The organism is Terrilactibacillus tamarindi (genome assembly GCF_009718825.1).
Classification (GTDB): domain Bacteria; phylum Bacillota; class Bacilli; order Bacillales; family Sporolactobacillaceae; genus Terrilactibacillus; species Terrilactibacillus tamarindi.
Map to the genome: position 1 here is coordinate 18,982 of NZ_WNHB01000015.1, position 16,150 is coordinate 35,131.

A 16,150-nucleotide genomic window follows, 5' to 3' on the forward strand; every position below is an offset into this window, starting at 1 on the left:
TTACGAGGTGACGAATCATGACATTTTCATCCCATGAACGTTCAAATATTTTAAAAGAAATGGCAAGCCAAGAATTAGACGTCTTAGTCATTGGTGGCGGCATTACAGGTGCAGGGATTGCTTTAGATGCCAGTGTTAGAGGTCTTCATACAGGCGTCATTGAAATGCAAGATTTTGCCGCAGGAACATCAAGTCGTTCGACCAAACTCGTTCACGGTGGTCTACGCTATTTGAAGCAATTCGAAGTCAAGCTTGTTGCAGAAGTCGGAAAAGAAAGAGCCATTGTCTATGAAAACGCCCCCCACGTAACAACACCAGAATGGATGCTCCTCCCTTTATATAAAGGTGGAACGTTTGGTAAATTCACAACATCTATTGGACTCAGAGTCTATGATTTTCTCGCTGGTGTCAAACACAGCGAACGCCGATCGATGTTAAGCAAAAAGCAAACGTTAGAGAAAGAACCTCTTCTCGACCCTAATGGTTTAAAAGGCGGCGGATACTATGTTGAATACCGAACGGATGACGCCAGATTAACCATCGAGGTTATGAAAGAAGCCGCCATCAAAGGCGCCAAAGCCGTCAATTATGCTAAAGCAGTAGATTTAATTTATAACGGTGACCATAAATTAATTGGTATGAAGGTCATTGATCAATTAACAAATAAAAGCTATCGTATTTACGCCAAAAAAATTGTCAATGCCACAGGTCCTTGGGTCGACACGTTGAGGGAAAAAGATCACTCAAAAAATAATAAATATTTACACCTAACAAAAGGCATCCACATTGTCATTGACGGCGAACGGTTTCCTATGAAACAAGCGATCTATTTTGATACAACCAATGGTGATAAACGGATGATCTTTGCGATCCCCCGTGATGGAAAAGTCTATATTGGGACGACAGACACAACATACACGGATGATCCCATCAATCCACGCATGACAGCTGAAGACCGGGATTATCTATTAGATGCGATAAATGGCATGTTTCCAAGTGCAAAATTAACACCATCGGACGTTGAATCAAGCTGGGCAGGCGTAAGACCACTCATTCATGAAGAAGGAAAATCACCTTCCGAAATTTCACGTAAAGATGAAATCTTCTTATCAGATTCAGGACTCATTACCATTGCTGGCGGAAAGTTAACGGGATACCGAAAAATGGCAGAACGTGTGGTTGATCTCGTTGTAAGTAAGCTCGAACAAGAAACAGGAACCCATTATCCAGCTAGTACAACAAAAAAAGTAAAGCTTTCCGGTGGACACGTCAATGGCTCTGCTCATTTCCCTAACTATATAGAAGAAAAAGTTAAAGAAGGTGTAAACCTGGGATTATCCTCGGACCAATCTGAGGCACTCGTAAGACGATATGGTTCAAATATCGAATCACTCTATGACATCATAAGAACAGACATTAATGAAGCTCAAAATTATCAACTACCTCTCGATATTTACGCCACTATTAAGTATAGTATTGAACATGAAATGGTAGCAAAACCCGTCGATTACTTCAATCGACGAACTGGATCCACCCTTTTCTCCATTGAATGGGCAAAAAAATGGAAATTGCCTATTATCGACTACATGGCTGATGTATTCAAATGGGATGACGACAAGAAACACTCCTATACACTTGAACTTGAAAAGGCCTTTGAAGAAGCTGTGGAACCAGAGGGAAAACAAACAAAGGAGGAGTTATTGAGTAAAGTGGAGTGAATATCAGAAATTTAAACCGATAGCAGCAGCCTCTCTCTAGAGGTAGGCTGCTTTTTTTTATTAATTTTTAAAAAACTTTTCCTCCCTCTCACCATTTCCCCCTCCTCCCTGCGACTTATAGTATAAAGGAGGTGATAAACATGGCCACAGCAGATGTACTAAATAGCACTCTTATCCTGTTGCTTGATGGTGGACTGGACGAAAAAGGCAAACAAATCTACAAAAGAAAAAGCTTCAGAAACATTAAACCTTCCGCCTCTCAAGATGCACTCTATGCGATCGCGCAAGCTCTTGCTCCACTCCAAACGCTCCCCTTAATCGACATCGAGCGTACGGACGTTTCCCAGCTTCACGAGTAAGATTTAATCACTAAAAAGAAAGGAGGTGGAACTCATGAAAACACTTCAACTCCAATTTGAAAATGCGACAGGCGGCACAGTAAGTATCACCCTTGATAATCCCACTGAACCTGTCAATCCGGCAGCCATCCAAGCTGCACAAGACACCATCATCGCACAAAACATCTTCACCTCAACAGGTGGTGACTATGTCAAAGTAAAAGGAGCCAAAATTATCGAACGTAATGTCACAGACATTGCTTTAAGCTAAATGAAGAAAGAGGGGTTCGCGGTCCCCTCTTCTTTCAATTTAAAGAAGGAGGTTAGAATAATGGATCAATGGATCGCTATGGCAAAGGATGTCGGTTTCCCCATCATGGTTACCCTATATCTGCTTTACCGGATCGAGGGAAAGCTTGATGAACTTAACCGTTCCATCCAAGAGCTCCCTGCCTCATTAGTCCAGAGACTACCAAACGATAAAATATCATGAATATAGCCTCCCATTAGATGGTCATAGACAATCTAATGGGAGGCTATTTAAATACTTCAATCAGTGGGGTTTTCTTCATTCCCAACTGTCCTTTCACCATGAACAAAAATATCAGATATGTCCTTTTTCGGTGCCTGACACCATTATGTCAGCCACTTTTTTCTTATCGTTATTTAAAAAGAAGATGGAGAAAATAGAAAAAGCAAAAACCACCAAACCAATTGTAACGAAAGTAAAATTAAAACCCGATTTATCGTATAGTGAGCCTATTAAGGAAGAAAATGCAATCACTCCGATTTGTCCTGATATCTGAAAACCAATGAGATAAATGGTTGCAGATAATCTTGAATCAAAGTTTTTGGCAATATATTTAAACACAGCAATGACCAATAGCGGAGTTTCAAATCCATGTAACAGTTTGATCATTGATAATCCAATGGTACTGTCAACCATAGCTGAACCAACAATACGTGATGCCATAATCATCCCAGCTAAGGTAAGCGTTCGCTTTGCACCAAGTTTATTGACAATAAATGGTGCAACAAACATCATGGCTGATTCAAGGAAAACTTGGAAGGAATTGAGATATCCATAAAAATGATAACCTGTTTCAGCATTAGGAAAATGTTTTGTAAAAAATATTGGAAATAGCTGTTGATCATAGATAGTGTAGATACAAGAAGTTCCAAATAAAAAGACAATTAAAAACCAAAACTTTTTAAGTTTAAACGTACTGGCAATGCTTTTTAAATCCAATTCTGATGTTTCCTTTTTCTCTTTTTCACTAATCTCTATTTTGTAGAAACAATTGATAATGAAAAAGACAACGCCGGCAGCCGAAGCTAGCCAGAAATTCAAATGTGGATTGATACCCAATGCGATCCCGGCAACCAACGCACCAATGGCATATCCGAGTGATCCCCACATTCTTGAGGTGCCGTATTCGAAATCAAATTTACGACTTAACTTTTCTGTGTAGGATTCAAGTAAACCTACCCCTCCAATGAAAGCTGCACCAAGATATATCGCGCCAAGTATAGCTCCAACAATAAAGGTTGAGTTTAACAAAGGTTCGTAGACATAAATTAGAAATGGTCCTGTGCCAATCAGAAGAATGTTCTGAAACCATATTAAATGTTTCCTAGTTCCAAGTTTGTCTTCAATCACACCATAAATAAGCATGAAGATTAAAGCTACCGTTGAATTTATTGAATAAAGGGTTCCTGTTTGAAGTCCAGATAAACCAAGCGTCTCATTAAGCCAAATGGCATAAAATGCCCACCAAACAGACCAGGATACAAAAAAGAAAAATAGATAGCCAGACGTAAACCAATAGTTTTTACTTCTCATCATATTCATAACCTCTTGCTCCTTCCGTTGATTAACCCCTAAGAGTATTAGAAAACAAAATTCAGCAGTATCAATGAATGCGGTTACAAAATTACGAAAATTGTAAAGTTAAACTTCAAACAGTATGGGTTTTCTTCATCCACCACTGATTGAAAGCCTAAACCAATCAAGCTCATGCGGGCAGTTATCCCTCATCTAGGAATGCTCGTTTACACTCATTACCTTAATGTGAGGGTCAAGCCTCGGCATTAAGGATAAATTCTTTTAAAACGCTTTTTGAAGATTAAAACGGTTGTAAGACAAACGGTATGGCAGCGCTTCCATATCACAAGAATACATTAGCTTTCTTAATATGTCAACGGGTTGACACGTTATTACAAGAAAATTTTTGAGACAAGTACTGCCGTTCTCTCAGACATACAAATAGCAAGATACATTTGAACTGTTTTAAAATGCGGTACCATAGCACAAGTACATTCTCAATCCCTTGCAATTTATCATAAAAAAGAATGAAATTAGGAAGGAAATGATTATTCGGCAATAAAACTAGACTCCTAATTTAACTGGAGTCTAGTCAAAGATATTTATTCATTTCTATTTCAACCTTTTGTCCCCGTTTTCCTGCGATAAAGATACTGCTGCCATTGAAACCGAATAAAACACCCAATACAAAAACCTAAAATAGCGATAAAAGCTGCTAAACCAACCATGGCTGTAAAGACAATAGCTACGATATTCCAATGGAATAAATAACTAAGATATCCAATGGTCAAACACGAAACCGCAATAACTTGATTAAATTGTAGTTGGTCCCGATCCTCAGGAATGTATTCATTCAACGGGCGCTTTAGAAACACTTTCGACCATTTCATAATGGGATTGTAATGAAACAGAAGTCCAAGCAAACCACATATTAACGGAATAAGTAAAATCCATGACTGCCCTGTTACCCATGTTGCAACGACACTTAACACAATAAACCATTGATTCGTTCTCACCAGTGGTCTTGGAATTGATGTTGAATTGTGACTCATTTTAAATCACATCTTTCTTATTGGATTAATCATATTTTACTTTATATTTCTGCATTTGTGAAATATGAGATCCGATTTATAGTGTTCCAACATGATGTCTTTTCTGTGTGAACATGTTAAAGAAAATGTCTTTTTGCGGTGCCTGACACCACCGTTAGCCAGATATAGATATCCTGTCTATTTTTAATTGAATAAGTAATTGATCCAACGCAGGATTCAAACGTTTAACCGTATGTGCGTCTATTTCAAAACCCTTGCCGTCTTTTCGTTTGATATGACTATCCAGTACAAACACCCCATGGATGATATGCTGGGCTCCTAATTCTGAAAGAACAGGTTCCAATGCATATTTAAGAACAAGTAAATGTGCTGGTGACCCCCCGATAGCCAAAGGTAAGACCACCTTATTATCAAAAACATGCTGAGGTAACAGATCTAAGTAGGTTTTTAAAATACCGGAATAAGCAGCTTTAAAAGTTGGTGTTGCAACGATAATACCTTGACTTTCCTCCACAAGTTTATTTGCTTGTAAAATGGATGGATCTTTATAATCCGCCGTAATTAATGCTTTCGATGATAATTGGTGAACATGAATAATATTTAGGTTTATCCTCTCGTTATAATAAGACTCAATAAATTCAATCAAACCATTTAGACGTGATGACAAAGCATAAGAACCAGATATGATCGTTATTGTTTTCATATTCCCTTACCTCCTATTATTCTTATAAGTTTAGTTGCATTTAAGTTGTACTCATTGTATATCATTTCTATCTGCCCGACTAATTGAAAATTATTAATAATTTTAATTTAAAAAGTTATTTATTCTTTATAATTCACATAAAACATAGTAGAATAGTTGGTAATAATCTCCTTCGTTCACAAATGTTTTCTTAAAGGATTTAACTCATTAATAAAAGAGGTGGAGCATTCATGGAAATCCGAACGATACAAACCTTTCATTCTGTTGTCGATTTTGGGAATTTTCAAAAGGCGGCTGAAAAACTTAACTACTCACAACCAACGATTACATTTCGGATTAAACAACTTGAAAGAGATTTAGGTATTAAACTCTTTGAGCGTGGAAAAGTTTTGAAACTCACTCATGATGGAAGATTGTTCTATCACCGTTCAAAAAAATTACTCCAAGATTATCAAAAATTAGATTCAGAGATTGAACAATTACGTTTGGGAACAATAGGCTCCATTCGAATTGGTATTTCAGAACCTACTGCAAGCCTTAAATTTCCAGAAGTTTTATCCAATTTCATTGATATATATCCAAATATTTTAGTAGATGTCTTCATTGAAGATGCCAATACATGCAGCCAAATGCTTGAAAAAGGTGAAATTGATTTTGCTATTTGTGGTGAACCAGAAATTAAATTAGAGAACTATTATGAAGCTTTTTTTCATGATAAATTAGTGCTTCTTGTAAGTGAAAACAATCCACTAGCTGAGCAACAAGAAGTTTCACTCGTTGATTTAAAAGAAGAACGCTTTATTTTCACTCCGGTGAATTGCCCCATTCGTATTCAAATTGAACAAACTCTACAAAAGAAGATTGGTAGCTCCTATAAGAAAATGATTGTTACAAAAAGTGCCGCTCATAAATATTACGTGCAGCAAAACATAGGCGTATCGATTTTTACAGAAACAGCCAATTTACATTCGATAGAACATACCAAAGTCATACCTATTACTGATATTGATATCCATCCACCCGTTGGCATTCTTACAAGTGAAAAGCACCAAGTTTGCTCAAATGCTGCTCAAGAACTCATCTTAAAAATTAAAGATTCTTTTTTGAAGCAATAAACTTCTACATTCGTCCAGAACCTTCGGAAGGTTTGAATTCCAATTATTCTTCTCTCTCTAAATGATGAAAATAGAAGGGACATAAAATGCCCCATCACCTCCTATTTATTGAACTTATGGATCATACTTTTATAAAAGCAGGTGAGATATCATTTCCTATAATTTCACCTCTTGTAAAAGCTTGATCCTTTTTCAAACCGTCTAAAGGTAATAAAGGGAATAGTAATTCAGCGACTCGGTAGGCTTCTTCTAAATGTGGATAGCCCGATAGAACAAAATGCTCGAAACCTAATTCTTTATATTCCAAAATTCTTTGGGCAACTGTTTCAGGATCACCGACAAGTGCCGTACCTGCACCGCCTCGAACTAAACCTACGCCAGCCCAGAGATTTGGACTTATTTCAAGTTTTTCCCTACTTTTATTTCCATCAGCACGTAACTGACTCATTCGTTGTTGTCCAACCGAATCATAACGAGATAGCACGCTACTTGCTTTTTCAATGGCTTTCTCATCAATGTGTTCAATCAATTTTTCAGCAGCTTCCCAGGCTTCTTTATCTGTTTCTCTCACGATAACGTGTAGTCGAATTCCGAATTCTACTGTTCGACCTTCTTTTTCTGCGAGTTTTTTGACTTCATTAATTTTCTTTGCCGCTTCTTGAGGTGCTTCCCCCCACGTTAAATATACATTAGAATGCTTCGCCGCTACTATTTTTCCTGCTTCCGATGATCCCCCAAAATAAATAGGCGGATGAGGTTTTTGTATAGGCGGGAAAAGGAGGTTTGCGCCCTCAACATGAATATGTTTACCTTTAAGATCAACCGCCTCCCCTTGCAATAATTTTTCCCAGACATGTAGAAACTCGTCTGTTGCCTCATATCTCTCATCATGTTTTAAAAAAAGACCGTCTCCCGCGAGTTCCGTTGGATCACCGCCAGCAACGACATTAATCAAGACACGACCGCCTGAAATACGATCAAGAGTCGCCGTCATTCTCGCTGCTAACGTAGGGGACATTAAGCCTGGTCTTACAGCGACAAGAAAACGTAAATCTCTTGTTTCTGAGGCCAATGCCGATGCTAATAACCAAGGATCTTCACATGATTTTCCTGTAGGAATGAGTACCCCTTTGAACCCTAGATTATCTGCAGCTTGAGCGATTTGTTTAAAGTAGCGATATTCCCCTGTTCGCCCGCCTTTTGTAGTACCAAGATATCGTCCGTCACCGTGAGAGGGAATAAACCATAATATTTCCATATTTAACACTCCTTGTATGTTAGATTTTTGTTAAACGTTCAACCTTTATAAGTGTCCTGCCATTTTAAAGAATGCTTTTCTATCCATTTAACAAGTGAATCGGTTAACTTACCAACAATGGCAAATATAATAATTCCTACAAAAACAATATCTGTGTTACTGAATTGTCTAGCATCTAACATCATATAACCAATCCCTGCCGTAGATCCCATCAATTCAGCCACAACTAAAGATAACCAAGCAGCACCTAATGACAAACGTAAGCCCAATAGTATGTTTGGTAATGCTGCAGGTATAATAAGGAGCTTCAATTGCTTAAACTTACTAAACTCAAGAACTTGAGATACAGCAAATAATTTTGCATCTACACGGCGAATGCCTAAGAACGTATTTACATACAAAGGAAAAAAGGCTCCCAAAGCAATTAACAATACTTTCGATTCCTCACCGATGCCAAACCATAAAATAAAAAGTGGGGATATGGCTAAGTGTGGGATTGTACGTAACATTTGTAGACTTGGATCTAGTAATTTTTCGGATCTTGAGGATAAACCAACAAACGAGCCTAATGCTAGCCCTAATCCACCTCCAATGATGAAACCAAAAACCGCACGAACTAAACTTATTTTTAAATTTGTAAATAGTACCCCCGATAATATAAGTTCCTTAGCAGCTAGAATAATAGCAAGGGGTGAAGGTAAGACAATTTTAGTCACCCACCCTAATGAACTTACCGTTTGCCATAAGATCACCACTACAATCGGTAGAATAAGACCTGAGATAAATCTAGTGTTTCTCTTACTCTTCCTTTTAAAGGATGTCGATACTCGATCTTTAACTAAATCAGGTTGTAGTGGCACACTTGCTACAGCTTCACTTTTTTCCATCACGTATCACCTACTCCTTAGTTTTTAGTGCTTTTTCAATGAATTGATTATCAACAACTTCACTTGTTTTAATCTTTTTATTAATGATTTTTTGATCGTATGAGAAGTCTGCTGTTTTTTGTTGGGCTTGATTAATGCTGCTTGATATTGGTTTTGTAATGGTTGGATTATTGATTATCGCCGTTTTAACGACTTCTTTATCTAAATGTTTAGCTTGACTGTAAATAGAGACCGCTTCATCAAAGTGATCTTTTTCCCACTTTAATGCCTCTTCAAAAACTTTCAAAAATTTAACTGTTAGATCTGGATGGTCTTTTGTGAATTGTGTTCGAGCTAATAGAAAACTTGGTGCATATGTCCCCAAATGTTCTTCATCGGTCAGCACTCTTGATTTATTTTTAATTGTTTGATACGAAATGAATGGCTCCCATATTGACCACGCATCTACTTTCTTTGAATTAAAAGCAGATTGGGCTTCATCGGGTTGAAGTTGAATAATTTGAACATCAGAATCTTTGAGCCCAGCCTTTTGTAGTGCTTTATAAAGTAGGTAATAACCACTGCTCCCTTTGGCTACAGCAATCTTTTTTCCTTTTAGATCATTTAGGGTTTTAATTGCACTATTCTTGGGCACAAGGATAGCATCACCTTTTAGCCCTTGTTTTGTATTCGCAATTTCTTTAAAGTCAACACCAGCCGCTTGCGCTGTAATAACGGGTGCATTTCCCACACCAGCAAAGTCAAGATGATTAGCTGACATGGCTTCTATTTGTGGTGGACCACTTTGAAATTCAGTCCATTTCACTTTGACACCATCTTTTTTAAAAGCTTTCTCGAATAAACCTTGTTGTTTCGCCAAAAGAAGTGGCCCCACATCTTGTTGAATTCCAATATTAATCGTTAAATCTTCAGAATTTCCATTGCTATTGGACTTACCGCATCCCGTTAATGCCAAAATAATTGTCATCATTGAAAGTAATAAAATTATTTTTTTCACATTTCTCTCTCCCATTATTTCTAGTCTCTCTACCCTTCAACAGCAGAATATTGATCGAGCTGTTCAAAGTGTTTTAAAACATGATTTCTTACTTCCTGAAAGGTTTGATCTGTCCTCTGTCTTGGAAATGGTAGTTCAATCGGAATAACATGACCGACTTTACCAGGCTTTGATTTCATGACGACCACTTTTGTTCCCAAATAGACAGATTCATCTACATCATGCGTAACAAGGATCATCGTTGTTTTTGTTTCTAACCATATATCAATAAGAACATCTTGCAGATGTTGTCTTGTAAAAGCATCTAAAGCTCCAAACGGTTCATCTAATAACAGTACTTTCGGTTCTCTGAGCAAGGCTCTTGCAATCGCAACACGCTGTGACATCCCGCCTGATAGTTCTTTTGGATAGGCTTTTTCAAAACCATTTAAACGTACAATATTGATGAGTTGATTAACTTGCTCGCGTAGTTCAGGTTTTTTTAGAGGGAGATTAGCAGCAATGTTTTGTTCGACCGTTAACCACGGAAAAAGCCGATGTTCTTGAAAGATAAACCCTTTGTCAATGCTCGGTTTCTTTACTTCATTACTCCCGATGACCACGCTACCTTCATAATCAACATCTAATCCCGCTATAATCTTCAATAATGTGCTTTTTCCACATCCACTTGGTCCGATGACAGTAATAAAATCACCGCTATTAAACGTTAAGTGAATATCATCAAGCACTTGGACTGACTTTTGATCCTTCATAAATGCTTTTTCCTTTATTTCTACCTTTATCTCCATCATTTCGCCTCCTCTTTGAGATCCATCGCATAATTATAACTAATCCTATAAAAAAACTTTGTTTTAGAGAAAAAAATAAGACACTTTTTTTAAAATCTGGCCAATTTAGAAATGAAACGTATATAATCTTAAATCGACAAGACAATGATTTGAAAAGTGACTTGAATAACTAAATAACGATGCACATCCATTACCTCAATACGCTCATACTCCTGAAATTTAGTTGATGTAGTCTCTCCCTCCTTCTCTGCATGAGTCGTTGTATTTAAATTAAAGTTATTTTAACTCATTATCTCAGCTCTGGCTAATTAAAAATTTTTGGGTTATTGATTAATATTTTTAAATGAGAAGTTAGATGCTTACTCATGGGGCATCTATGATGACGAAGAAACACATCACTAGGCATGAACTATTTAATTCAGTGGGTCACCCTCCATCTAAAATATATGTACACAAAAATCACTGTGTTAGTAATCCTTTTTCTTCATCTAATCTGAGCTGTTGAAGCATCCAATCATCATAATGCACATTTAAAACTCCCCTCGTATAATGACCGGAGTCTGTTCAAGAAAATGAATATAATCTTCTAATCCTGTTGATTTTCGGACATAAAACACCCTGCCTCCGCGTGGGTCACCAACTCGCTTGAGTGGTGAAATTCGGCTGTATTTACGGCCGCCCACGTATCCTGTCACATATTCTGGATCATCCGACCAACATAATTCCGCTACACTCCCTGCGAGTGTCACTTTCGTGGCCAGTGCAATGGCTTCACGTATTTTTAATGAATCCTTGCTTTTTGTCCTCATCTGCCATTGATTCCAGAAAGGTTCATCCCAATCCATATGAGAGACGCGAACGCCACGGTCGCCTCGATGATCTAATCGCTCGCCGCTATCCGCGTCCATGATAATCGCTCCACGAGTTGCCACGTCATTTTTAATAAAATGAACCCCCGCCTTTGCAGCTGTTTCACTTACACCTTCTTGTATAAGCTGTTGAATTGCCATTTGATGTGCCTTGTTAATCGACTCTGCTTCTTTACATTCAATTGAAAGAGGAGCAGCATAATGAATGGTTTCAAGAGGTACATGATCAATACGGATATTAATAAAATCTGCCGTCCCTCTACTATGATGAAGAGCTCGATCAATCAAGTTTTGAGCAAACTTGTCAAGGTCTTCTTCGGTAACCAATCGTTCACCACCAGAAATATGACGCCCCCCTTCTTCATGAGCACCTCCTTGCGCTGCACGCATTCGAACACTATAAATCCCCGTCATTTTTTAATCCTTCCTTTAAAGATACGGAATGAGTGCATCGATATTTAAATGTTCATGAAATAACGAGATGACATGAGCACGGTCACACTTTCGATCCGTCCATGGGATTGAACCTAAAAGCGGTACATCTGTCATTTGTTTGAGCAGACCAGGATTAGTTTGTTCCGCTAACCCCACTTTCTTTAACCCATTAAAGATAATGCCTGCGACTTGTAATCCGTTCGCTTTCGCATAATGTATCGTTAATAAAATATGATTGACGGTCCCTAAATTTGGCCGAGCTACAATGAGAAGAGGTAATTGAATACGCTTGGCTACATCTACTACGTTAAAATGAGGTCCATAAGGGACTGTAATACCGCCTGCTCCTTCAACAAGCATACTTTTGTGTTTTGCTGAAAGATGGTCCCATGCATCCATCACGTCATCGAGCCGATAGTCTGTTCCTGCACGCTCTTGCGCTAATGCTGGGGCAAGCGGTTCATCAAATTGAAACGGATTAATCTCTTCTAAGGCATCGTCAACTTGTGACATCCATTTCAATAAGTAGGCATCACTTGTTTTGCTTTCACGGCGTTCACCGCTCATCAAGGGTTTAAAGAGGCCTACATCATATCCTTTGTTCCGTAGTACTGCCGCTAACCCCGCCGTAACAAATGTTTTTCCGATCTCTGTATCCGTCCCTGTGATAAAAAAACCTTTCGTCATCGAATCGACACTTCCTTCGTAACTTGATAAATCCCTTTTTTTATTCGTGAGACCATTTGTTTGATATCTTCTTCAGTTGAAGCAAGCGGCGGCATAAACACAATTACATCACCAATCGGACGTGTCATCAAACCTAACTTCCGCATTTCAAGAGTGGCTTTCCATCCGATTCTTTCTTGCCAAGGATAAGGTTCTTTTGTTTGTTTATTTTTGACAAGTTCAATCCCAGACATGAAGCCGACTTGGCGAACATCACCGACATGGTCCAGCTCATAGAGGGTCTCGAGCTGCTTTTTCATAAAGGGCGTTTTTTCTGCCACACCTTCAACGGTTCGCTCTTTCTCATAGAGCCTTAGGTTCTCAAGGGCAACAGCGCATCCCAATTGATTTCCTGTGTATGAATGTCCGTGGAACAATGTTTTCATTTTTTCATAGTCATCATAAAAGGCTTGATAAATCCCTTCACTGACCATCGTTATGGCAACGGGCAAATAGCCCCCTGTTAACATTTTTCCCGCTGTCAAGATATCCGGCACGACGGATTCATGCATACAAGCAAACAATTTACCGGTCCGTCCAAAGCCCACTGCCACTTCATCAGCAATCATTAGAACATTATACTGTGTACAAAGCTCACGCACGCCTTTTAAAAATCCAGGTGGCATATTCACCATACCTCCAGCTCCTTGCATCATCGGCTCAACCATCACCGCACAGACTTCATCATGATGTTCCTCAAGCACTTTTTTCAGTTGCTCAAGACAATCTTTCTTTGTTTCCTCAGGATCCCCGGATTGGTGTCGATAGGTATAGGGATATGGCGCCACAAAACTTTGAAACATCAAAGGTTGATAGATTTGATGATAAATATCAATGTCGCCGACACTAATAGATCCAATCGTGTCTCCATGGTACCCATTATGCATCGTAATAAATCTTTTCCGTATTGTTACACCAATATTTAACCAATATTGAAAGGCCATCTTCAATGCAATTTCGACCGCTGTAGCCCCACTGTCTGAATAAAACACACGGTCCAAACCCTTTGGTGTAAGATCAACTAACTTTGCGGCTAATTCCACTGCTGGCACATTCGCCATACCAAGCATCGTCGAATGAGCAATTTTCCCAAGTTGTTTCACAAGCGCCTCATTCAACTCTTGTTTACGATGCCCATGGGGATTTAACCAAACGGAAGAATTGGCATCATAATATTCATTCCCCTCTGTATCTTTAATTTTTATTCCTTGTCCGCTCTCAATCACAAGTGGGTTAAGGTCGTATTCTTTCATTTGGGTAAAAGGTAACCAAAGAACTTCTTTACTTTTCTGTATGTAATCCAAATTTCATCCTCCTATGTTCAATAAGTTAATTAACAGCCACAGCAAAACTATTATTTTTGGCTCATTCTTGTAAAACTATGATACATCAAAAAGTTCTTTTTGTTAACCGTATTTTATTTTTAGTTAACAAAAAGACTATTTTGATAGAATAGGGGATTCAAACGGATAAAAAACTAGGGACACAAATCTTTGCCTGACGGTACCTGGCACCCTAAAATGAACTTTATATAATTCTCAACTTTTGGCTCAGGAAAAAAAGATAAAATCCGATCAGTAGTAACCATCGACCCTGATTTAGAGCCAATATAAAAGCCGTAACTACTCCATGGGTAATCAGATAAGTCAAACACCATCTTTGCTCGAACTGGATTGAGATGGATATATTTATTGACATCCAGCTCATAATCGATTGAATCTATTAACTCAGCACCATAACGACTCTCAAATACGTGGCCAGTATAGTCATATTTTTTATTGAAATATTTTGCATATTTAAAATGAAGATGTTTAATGATGTGACCTGTTGGATGATCGAGGGTTTCAATTTGAAGATGAATGTGGTTTGTCATAAGGCAATAAGCATGAAGATAAAATGGGATTCGGTATTTCGTTTCCTCTAATAGACGCAAGTACTCTTCCCTATCTTCCTCGTCATAAAACAAGGGCATTTTACGAATACCGCGACTAGTAATATGGTACTTAGCTCCGGGAAACCAAATGCGCTTCTTTCTAGCCAATTAAGCACCTCCTTGATTTGGTTTGATAGATCATGAGGGAAATTCAAAAGAAGCTGTCGAAGTATTAGACTTTAGATAATAATAAATTCTTGAATGAACTAAGAAACTCCTTCAAACTTTTTGAAAAAAATTTGGATTCCCCACTGTCCTTTTGAGGTGGACGGATCTATTATAGTGTCTTTTTGCGGTGCCTGACCCCTTAATTTCGCCACTTACAATCCCCATCCCCTTCCTTTATAATTTGAATTAACGACACAAACAGGGATGGGAATTTAAAATGACCTTACAAAATACGAAAACTTTGAGGAAACAAGTAGCTCCATTTGAAAAATCAACGACAAAAGAAAGTATATGGCAGCTCATCAACACAGTCGTGCCATTTATTACATTATGTTACCTTGCCTATATAAGCCTGTCCGTTTCTTATTGGGTAGCATTAGTTCCCATTGTGATAGCTGCAGGATTTTTGACAAGAATTTTCATTATATTTCATGATTGCACCCATCATTCCTTTTTTAAAAACCGCCGTGCCAATCGAATAGTTGGGACAGCCATGGGTGTTTTAACTCTATTCCCATTTAATAAATGGGGGCATGAGCACTCCATTCATCACGCGACAAGTGGGAACTTGGATAAACGTGGCACAGGAGATATTTGGACGCTTACAGTAGATGAATATTTAGCAGCACCACTTAGACTTCGTTTTGCCTACCGTTTTTACCGTAATCCATTGGTTATGTTCGGACTAGGACCAATTTATGAATTCGTTCTTAAAAATAGATTTAACCATAAAGGTGCCAAAAAGAAGGAACGTATGAACACTTATTTGACGAATGTTCTTATCGTTGCTTTGATTGGATTGCTCTCTTCGGTAGTCGGATGGCAGTCATTTCTTCTAGTACAAGGATCTATTTTCTTACTATCAGGTGCATCAGGCATTTGGCTGTTTTATGTACAGCACACTTTTGAAGATTCTTATTTTGAAGAAAATAAAGATTGGGAATTTGTGAAAGCAGCTGTGGAAGGAAGTTCCTTCTATAAGCTTCCAAAACTTATGCAGTTCTTAACTGGAAATATTAGGTTTCACCATATTCACCATTTAAGCCCAAGGGTTCCTAACTATAAACTAGAAGAGGCATACAAAAATATACCTCCATTGCAAAACGTACCAACTATTTCCCTTGCTATAAGTTTGAAGTCGCTCCGCTTCCGTCTATGGGATGAGAAAAGCAAGAATTTCGTGGGTTTTAAAGAAGTCAAAGCATTAGCTAAAAATAGAATTTCCCGTTCAAGTAAAACTTGAACTGTAACTTCACCATCTATGGCTGGCTCTCCTTTATTTATGGGGAGTCTCTGTTTAATAGTAGACTCCACATAAGGAGAGAGAACTTAAATGAT

The 16,150-nt window shown here is 38.2% G+C and carries 17 protein-coding genes; 6 read left to right on the top strand and 11 right to left on the bottom strand.

Annotated features, from left to right (window positions below; all coding sequences use genetic code 11):
* The first annotated feature begins 17 nt into the window (after positions 1–17).
* The 4 genes from GMB86_RS10030 (at position 18) to GMB86_RS10045 (ending at position 2,549) form a co-directional block, all read left to right on the top strand.
* Positions 18–1,718, top strand: coding sequence for a glycerol-3-phosphate dehydrogenase/oxidase (locus GMB86_RS10030; protein WP_155219276.1), 1,701 nt, complete (start codon positions 18–20; stop codon positions 1,716–1,718).
* Between the two features lie 140 nt (positions 1,719–1,858).
* Positions 1,859–2,077, top strand: a complete 219-nt coding sequence (locus GMB86_RS10035; protein WP_155219279.1) for a DUF1659 domain-containing protein — start codon at positions 1,859–1,861, stop codon at positions 2,075–2,077.
* Between the two features lie 34 nt (positions 2,078–2,111).
* A complete protein-coding gene (locus tag GMB86_RS10040) occupies positions 2,112–2,327 on the top strand; it encodes a DUF2922 domain-containing protein (RefSeq protein WP_155219282.1) in 216 nt (71 codons plus the stop codon).
* Positions 2,328–2,387: 60 nt separating this feature from the next.
* Positions 2,388–2,549, top strand: a complete 162-nt coding sequence (locus GMB86_RS10045) for a YvrJ family protein (protein ID WP_155219285.1) — start codon at positions 2,388–2,390, stop codon at positions 2,547–2,549.
* Between the two features lie 111 nt (positions 2,550–2,660).
* Here the strand turns inward: GMB86_RS10045 and GMB86_RS10050 are convergent, their stop codons facing one another.
* From GMB86_RS10050 to ssuE, 3 genes are all read right to left on the bottom strand, one after another.
* The gene (locus GMB86_RS10050) at positions 2,661–3,902 is read right to left on the bottom strand and encodes an MFS transporter (protein ID WP_155219288.1); all 1,242 of its coding nucleotides are present in this window, start codon (positions 3,900–3,902) and stop codon (positions 2,661–2,663) included.
* A 596-nt stretch (positions 3,903–4,498) separates the two neighbouring features.
* Positions 4,499–4,933 (bottom strand): DUF4395 domain-containing protein, encoded by a 435-nt coding sequence (locus GMB86_RS10055; protein WP_155219291.1) that lies wholly within the window; start codon positions 4,931–4,933, stop codon positions 4,499–4,501.
* 154 nt (positions 4,934–5,087) lie between these two features.
* The gene (gene ssuE, locus GMB86_RS10060) at positions 5,088–5,636 is read right to left on the bottom strand and encodes an NADPH-dependent FMN reductase (protein ID WP_155219294.1); all 549 of its coding nucleotides are present in this window, start codon (positions 5,634–5,636) and stop codon (positions 5,088–5,090) included.
* Positions 5,637–5,866: 230 nt separating this feature from the next.
* Between ssuE and GMB86_RS10065 the strand changes: the two genes are divergently transcribed.
* The gene (locus GMB86_RS10065) at positions 5,867–6,751 is read left to right on the top strand and encodes a LysR family transcriptional regulator (protein ID WP_155219297.1); all 885 of its coding nucleotides are present in this window, start codon (positions 5,867–5,869) and stop codon (positions 6,749–6,751) included.
* Positions 6,752–6,872: 121 nt separating this feature from the next.
* Here the strand turns inward: GMB86_RS10065 and ssuD are convergent, their stop codons facing one another.
* From ssuD to GMB86_RS10105, 8 genes are all read right to left on the bottom strand, one after another.
* Complete coding sequence (ssuD, locus tag GMB86_RS10070) at positions 6,873–8,009, bottom strand: FMNH2-dependent alkanesulfonate monooxygenase (RefSeq protein ID WP_155219300.1); 1,137 nt, start codon at positions 8,007–8,009, stop codon at positions 6,873–6,875.
* A gap of 38 nt (positions 8,010–8,047) precedes the next feature.
* The gene (locus GMB86_RS10075; RefSeq protein WP_155219475.1) at positions 8,048–8,896 is read right to left on the bottom strand and encodes an ABC transporter permease; all 849 of its coding nucleotides are present in this window, start codon (positions 8,894–8,896) and stop codon (positions 8,048–8,050) included.
* Positions 8,897–8,906: 10 nt separating this feature from the next.
* Complete coding sequence (locus GMB86_RS10080; RefSeq protein WP_329602865.1) at positions 8,907–9,893, bottom strand: aliphatic sulfonate ABC transporter substrate-binding protein; 987 nt, start codon at positions 9,891–9,893, stop codon at positions 8,907–8,909.
* Positions 9,894–9,922: 29 nt separating this feature from the next.
* On the bottom strand, positions 9,923–10,681 hold the full coding sequence (locus GMB86_RS10085; protein WP_155219306.1) for an ABC transporter ATP-binding protein: 759 nt from the start codon (positions 10,679–10,681) through the stop codon (positions 9,923–9,925).
* A 530-nt stretch (positions 10,682–11,211) separates the two neighbouring features.
* On the bottom strand, positions 11,212–11,964 hold the full coding sequence (locus GMB86_RS10090; RefSeq protein WP_155219309.1) for a 6-carboxyhexanoate--CoA ligase: 753 nt from the start codon (positions 11,962–11,964) through the stop codon (positions 11,212–11,214).
* A 15-nt stretch (positions 11,965–11,979) separates the two neighbouring features.
* On the bottom strand, positions 11,980–12,672 hold the full coding sequence (gene bioD, locus GMB86_RS10095) for a dethiobiotin synthase (RefSeq protein ID WP_155219312.1): 693 nt from the start codon (positions 12,670–12,672) through the stop codon (positions 11,980–11,982).
* A complete protein-coding gene (gene bioA / locus GMB86_RS10100) occupies positions 12,669–14,015 on the bottom strand; it encodes an adenosylmethionine--8-amino-7-oxononanoate transaminase (protein ID WP_155219314.1) in 1,347 nt (448 codons plus the stop codon). Before bioA ends, bioD begins: the two co-directional genes overlap by 4 nt.
* A 173-nt stretch (positions 14,016–14,188) precedes the next feature.
* A complete protein-coding gene (locus tag GMB86_RS10105; protein ID WP_155219317.1) occupies positions 14,189–14,752 on the bottom strand; it encodes a transposase in 564 nt (187 codons plus the stop codon).
* Positions 14,753–15,029: 277 nt separating this feature from the next.
* Here GMB86_RS10105 and GMB86_RS10110 point away from each other — a divergent pair, with 277 nt between their 5' ends.
* Positions 15,030–16,055, top strand: a complete 1,026-nt coding sequence (locus tag GMB86_RS10110) for a fatty acid desaturase (protein WP_155219319.1) — start codon at positions 15,030–15,032, stop codon at positions 16,053–16,055.
* Positions 16,056–16,150: the final 95 nt, after the last annotated feature.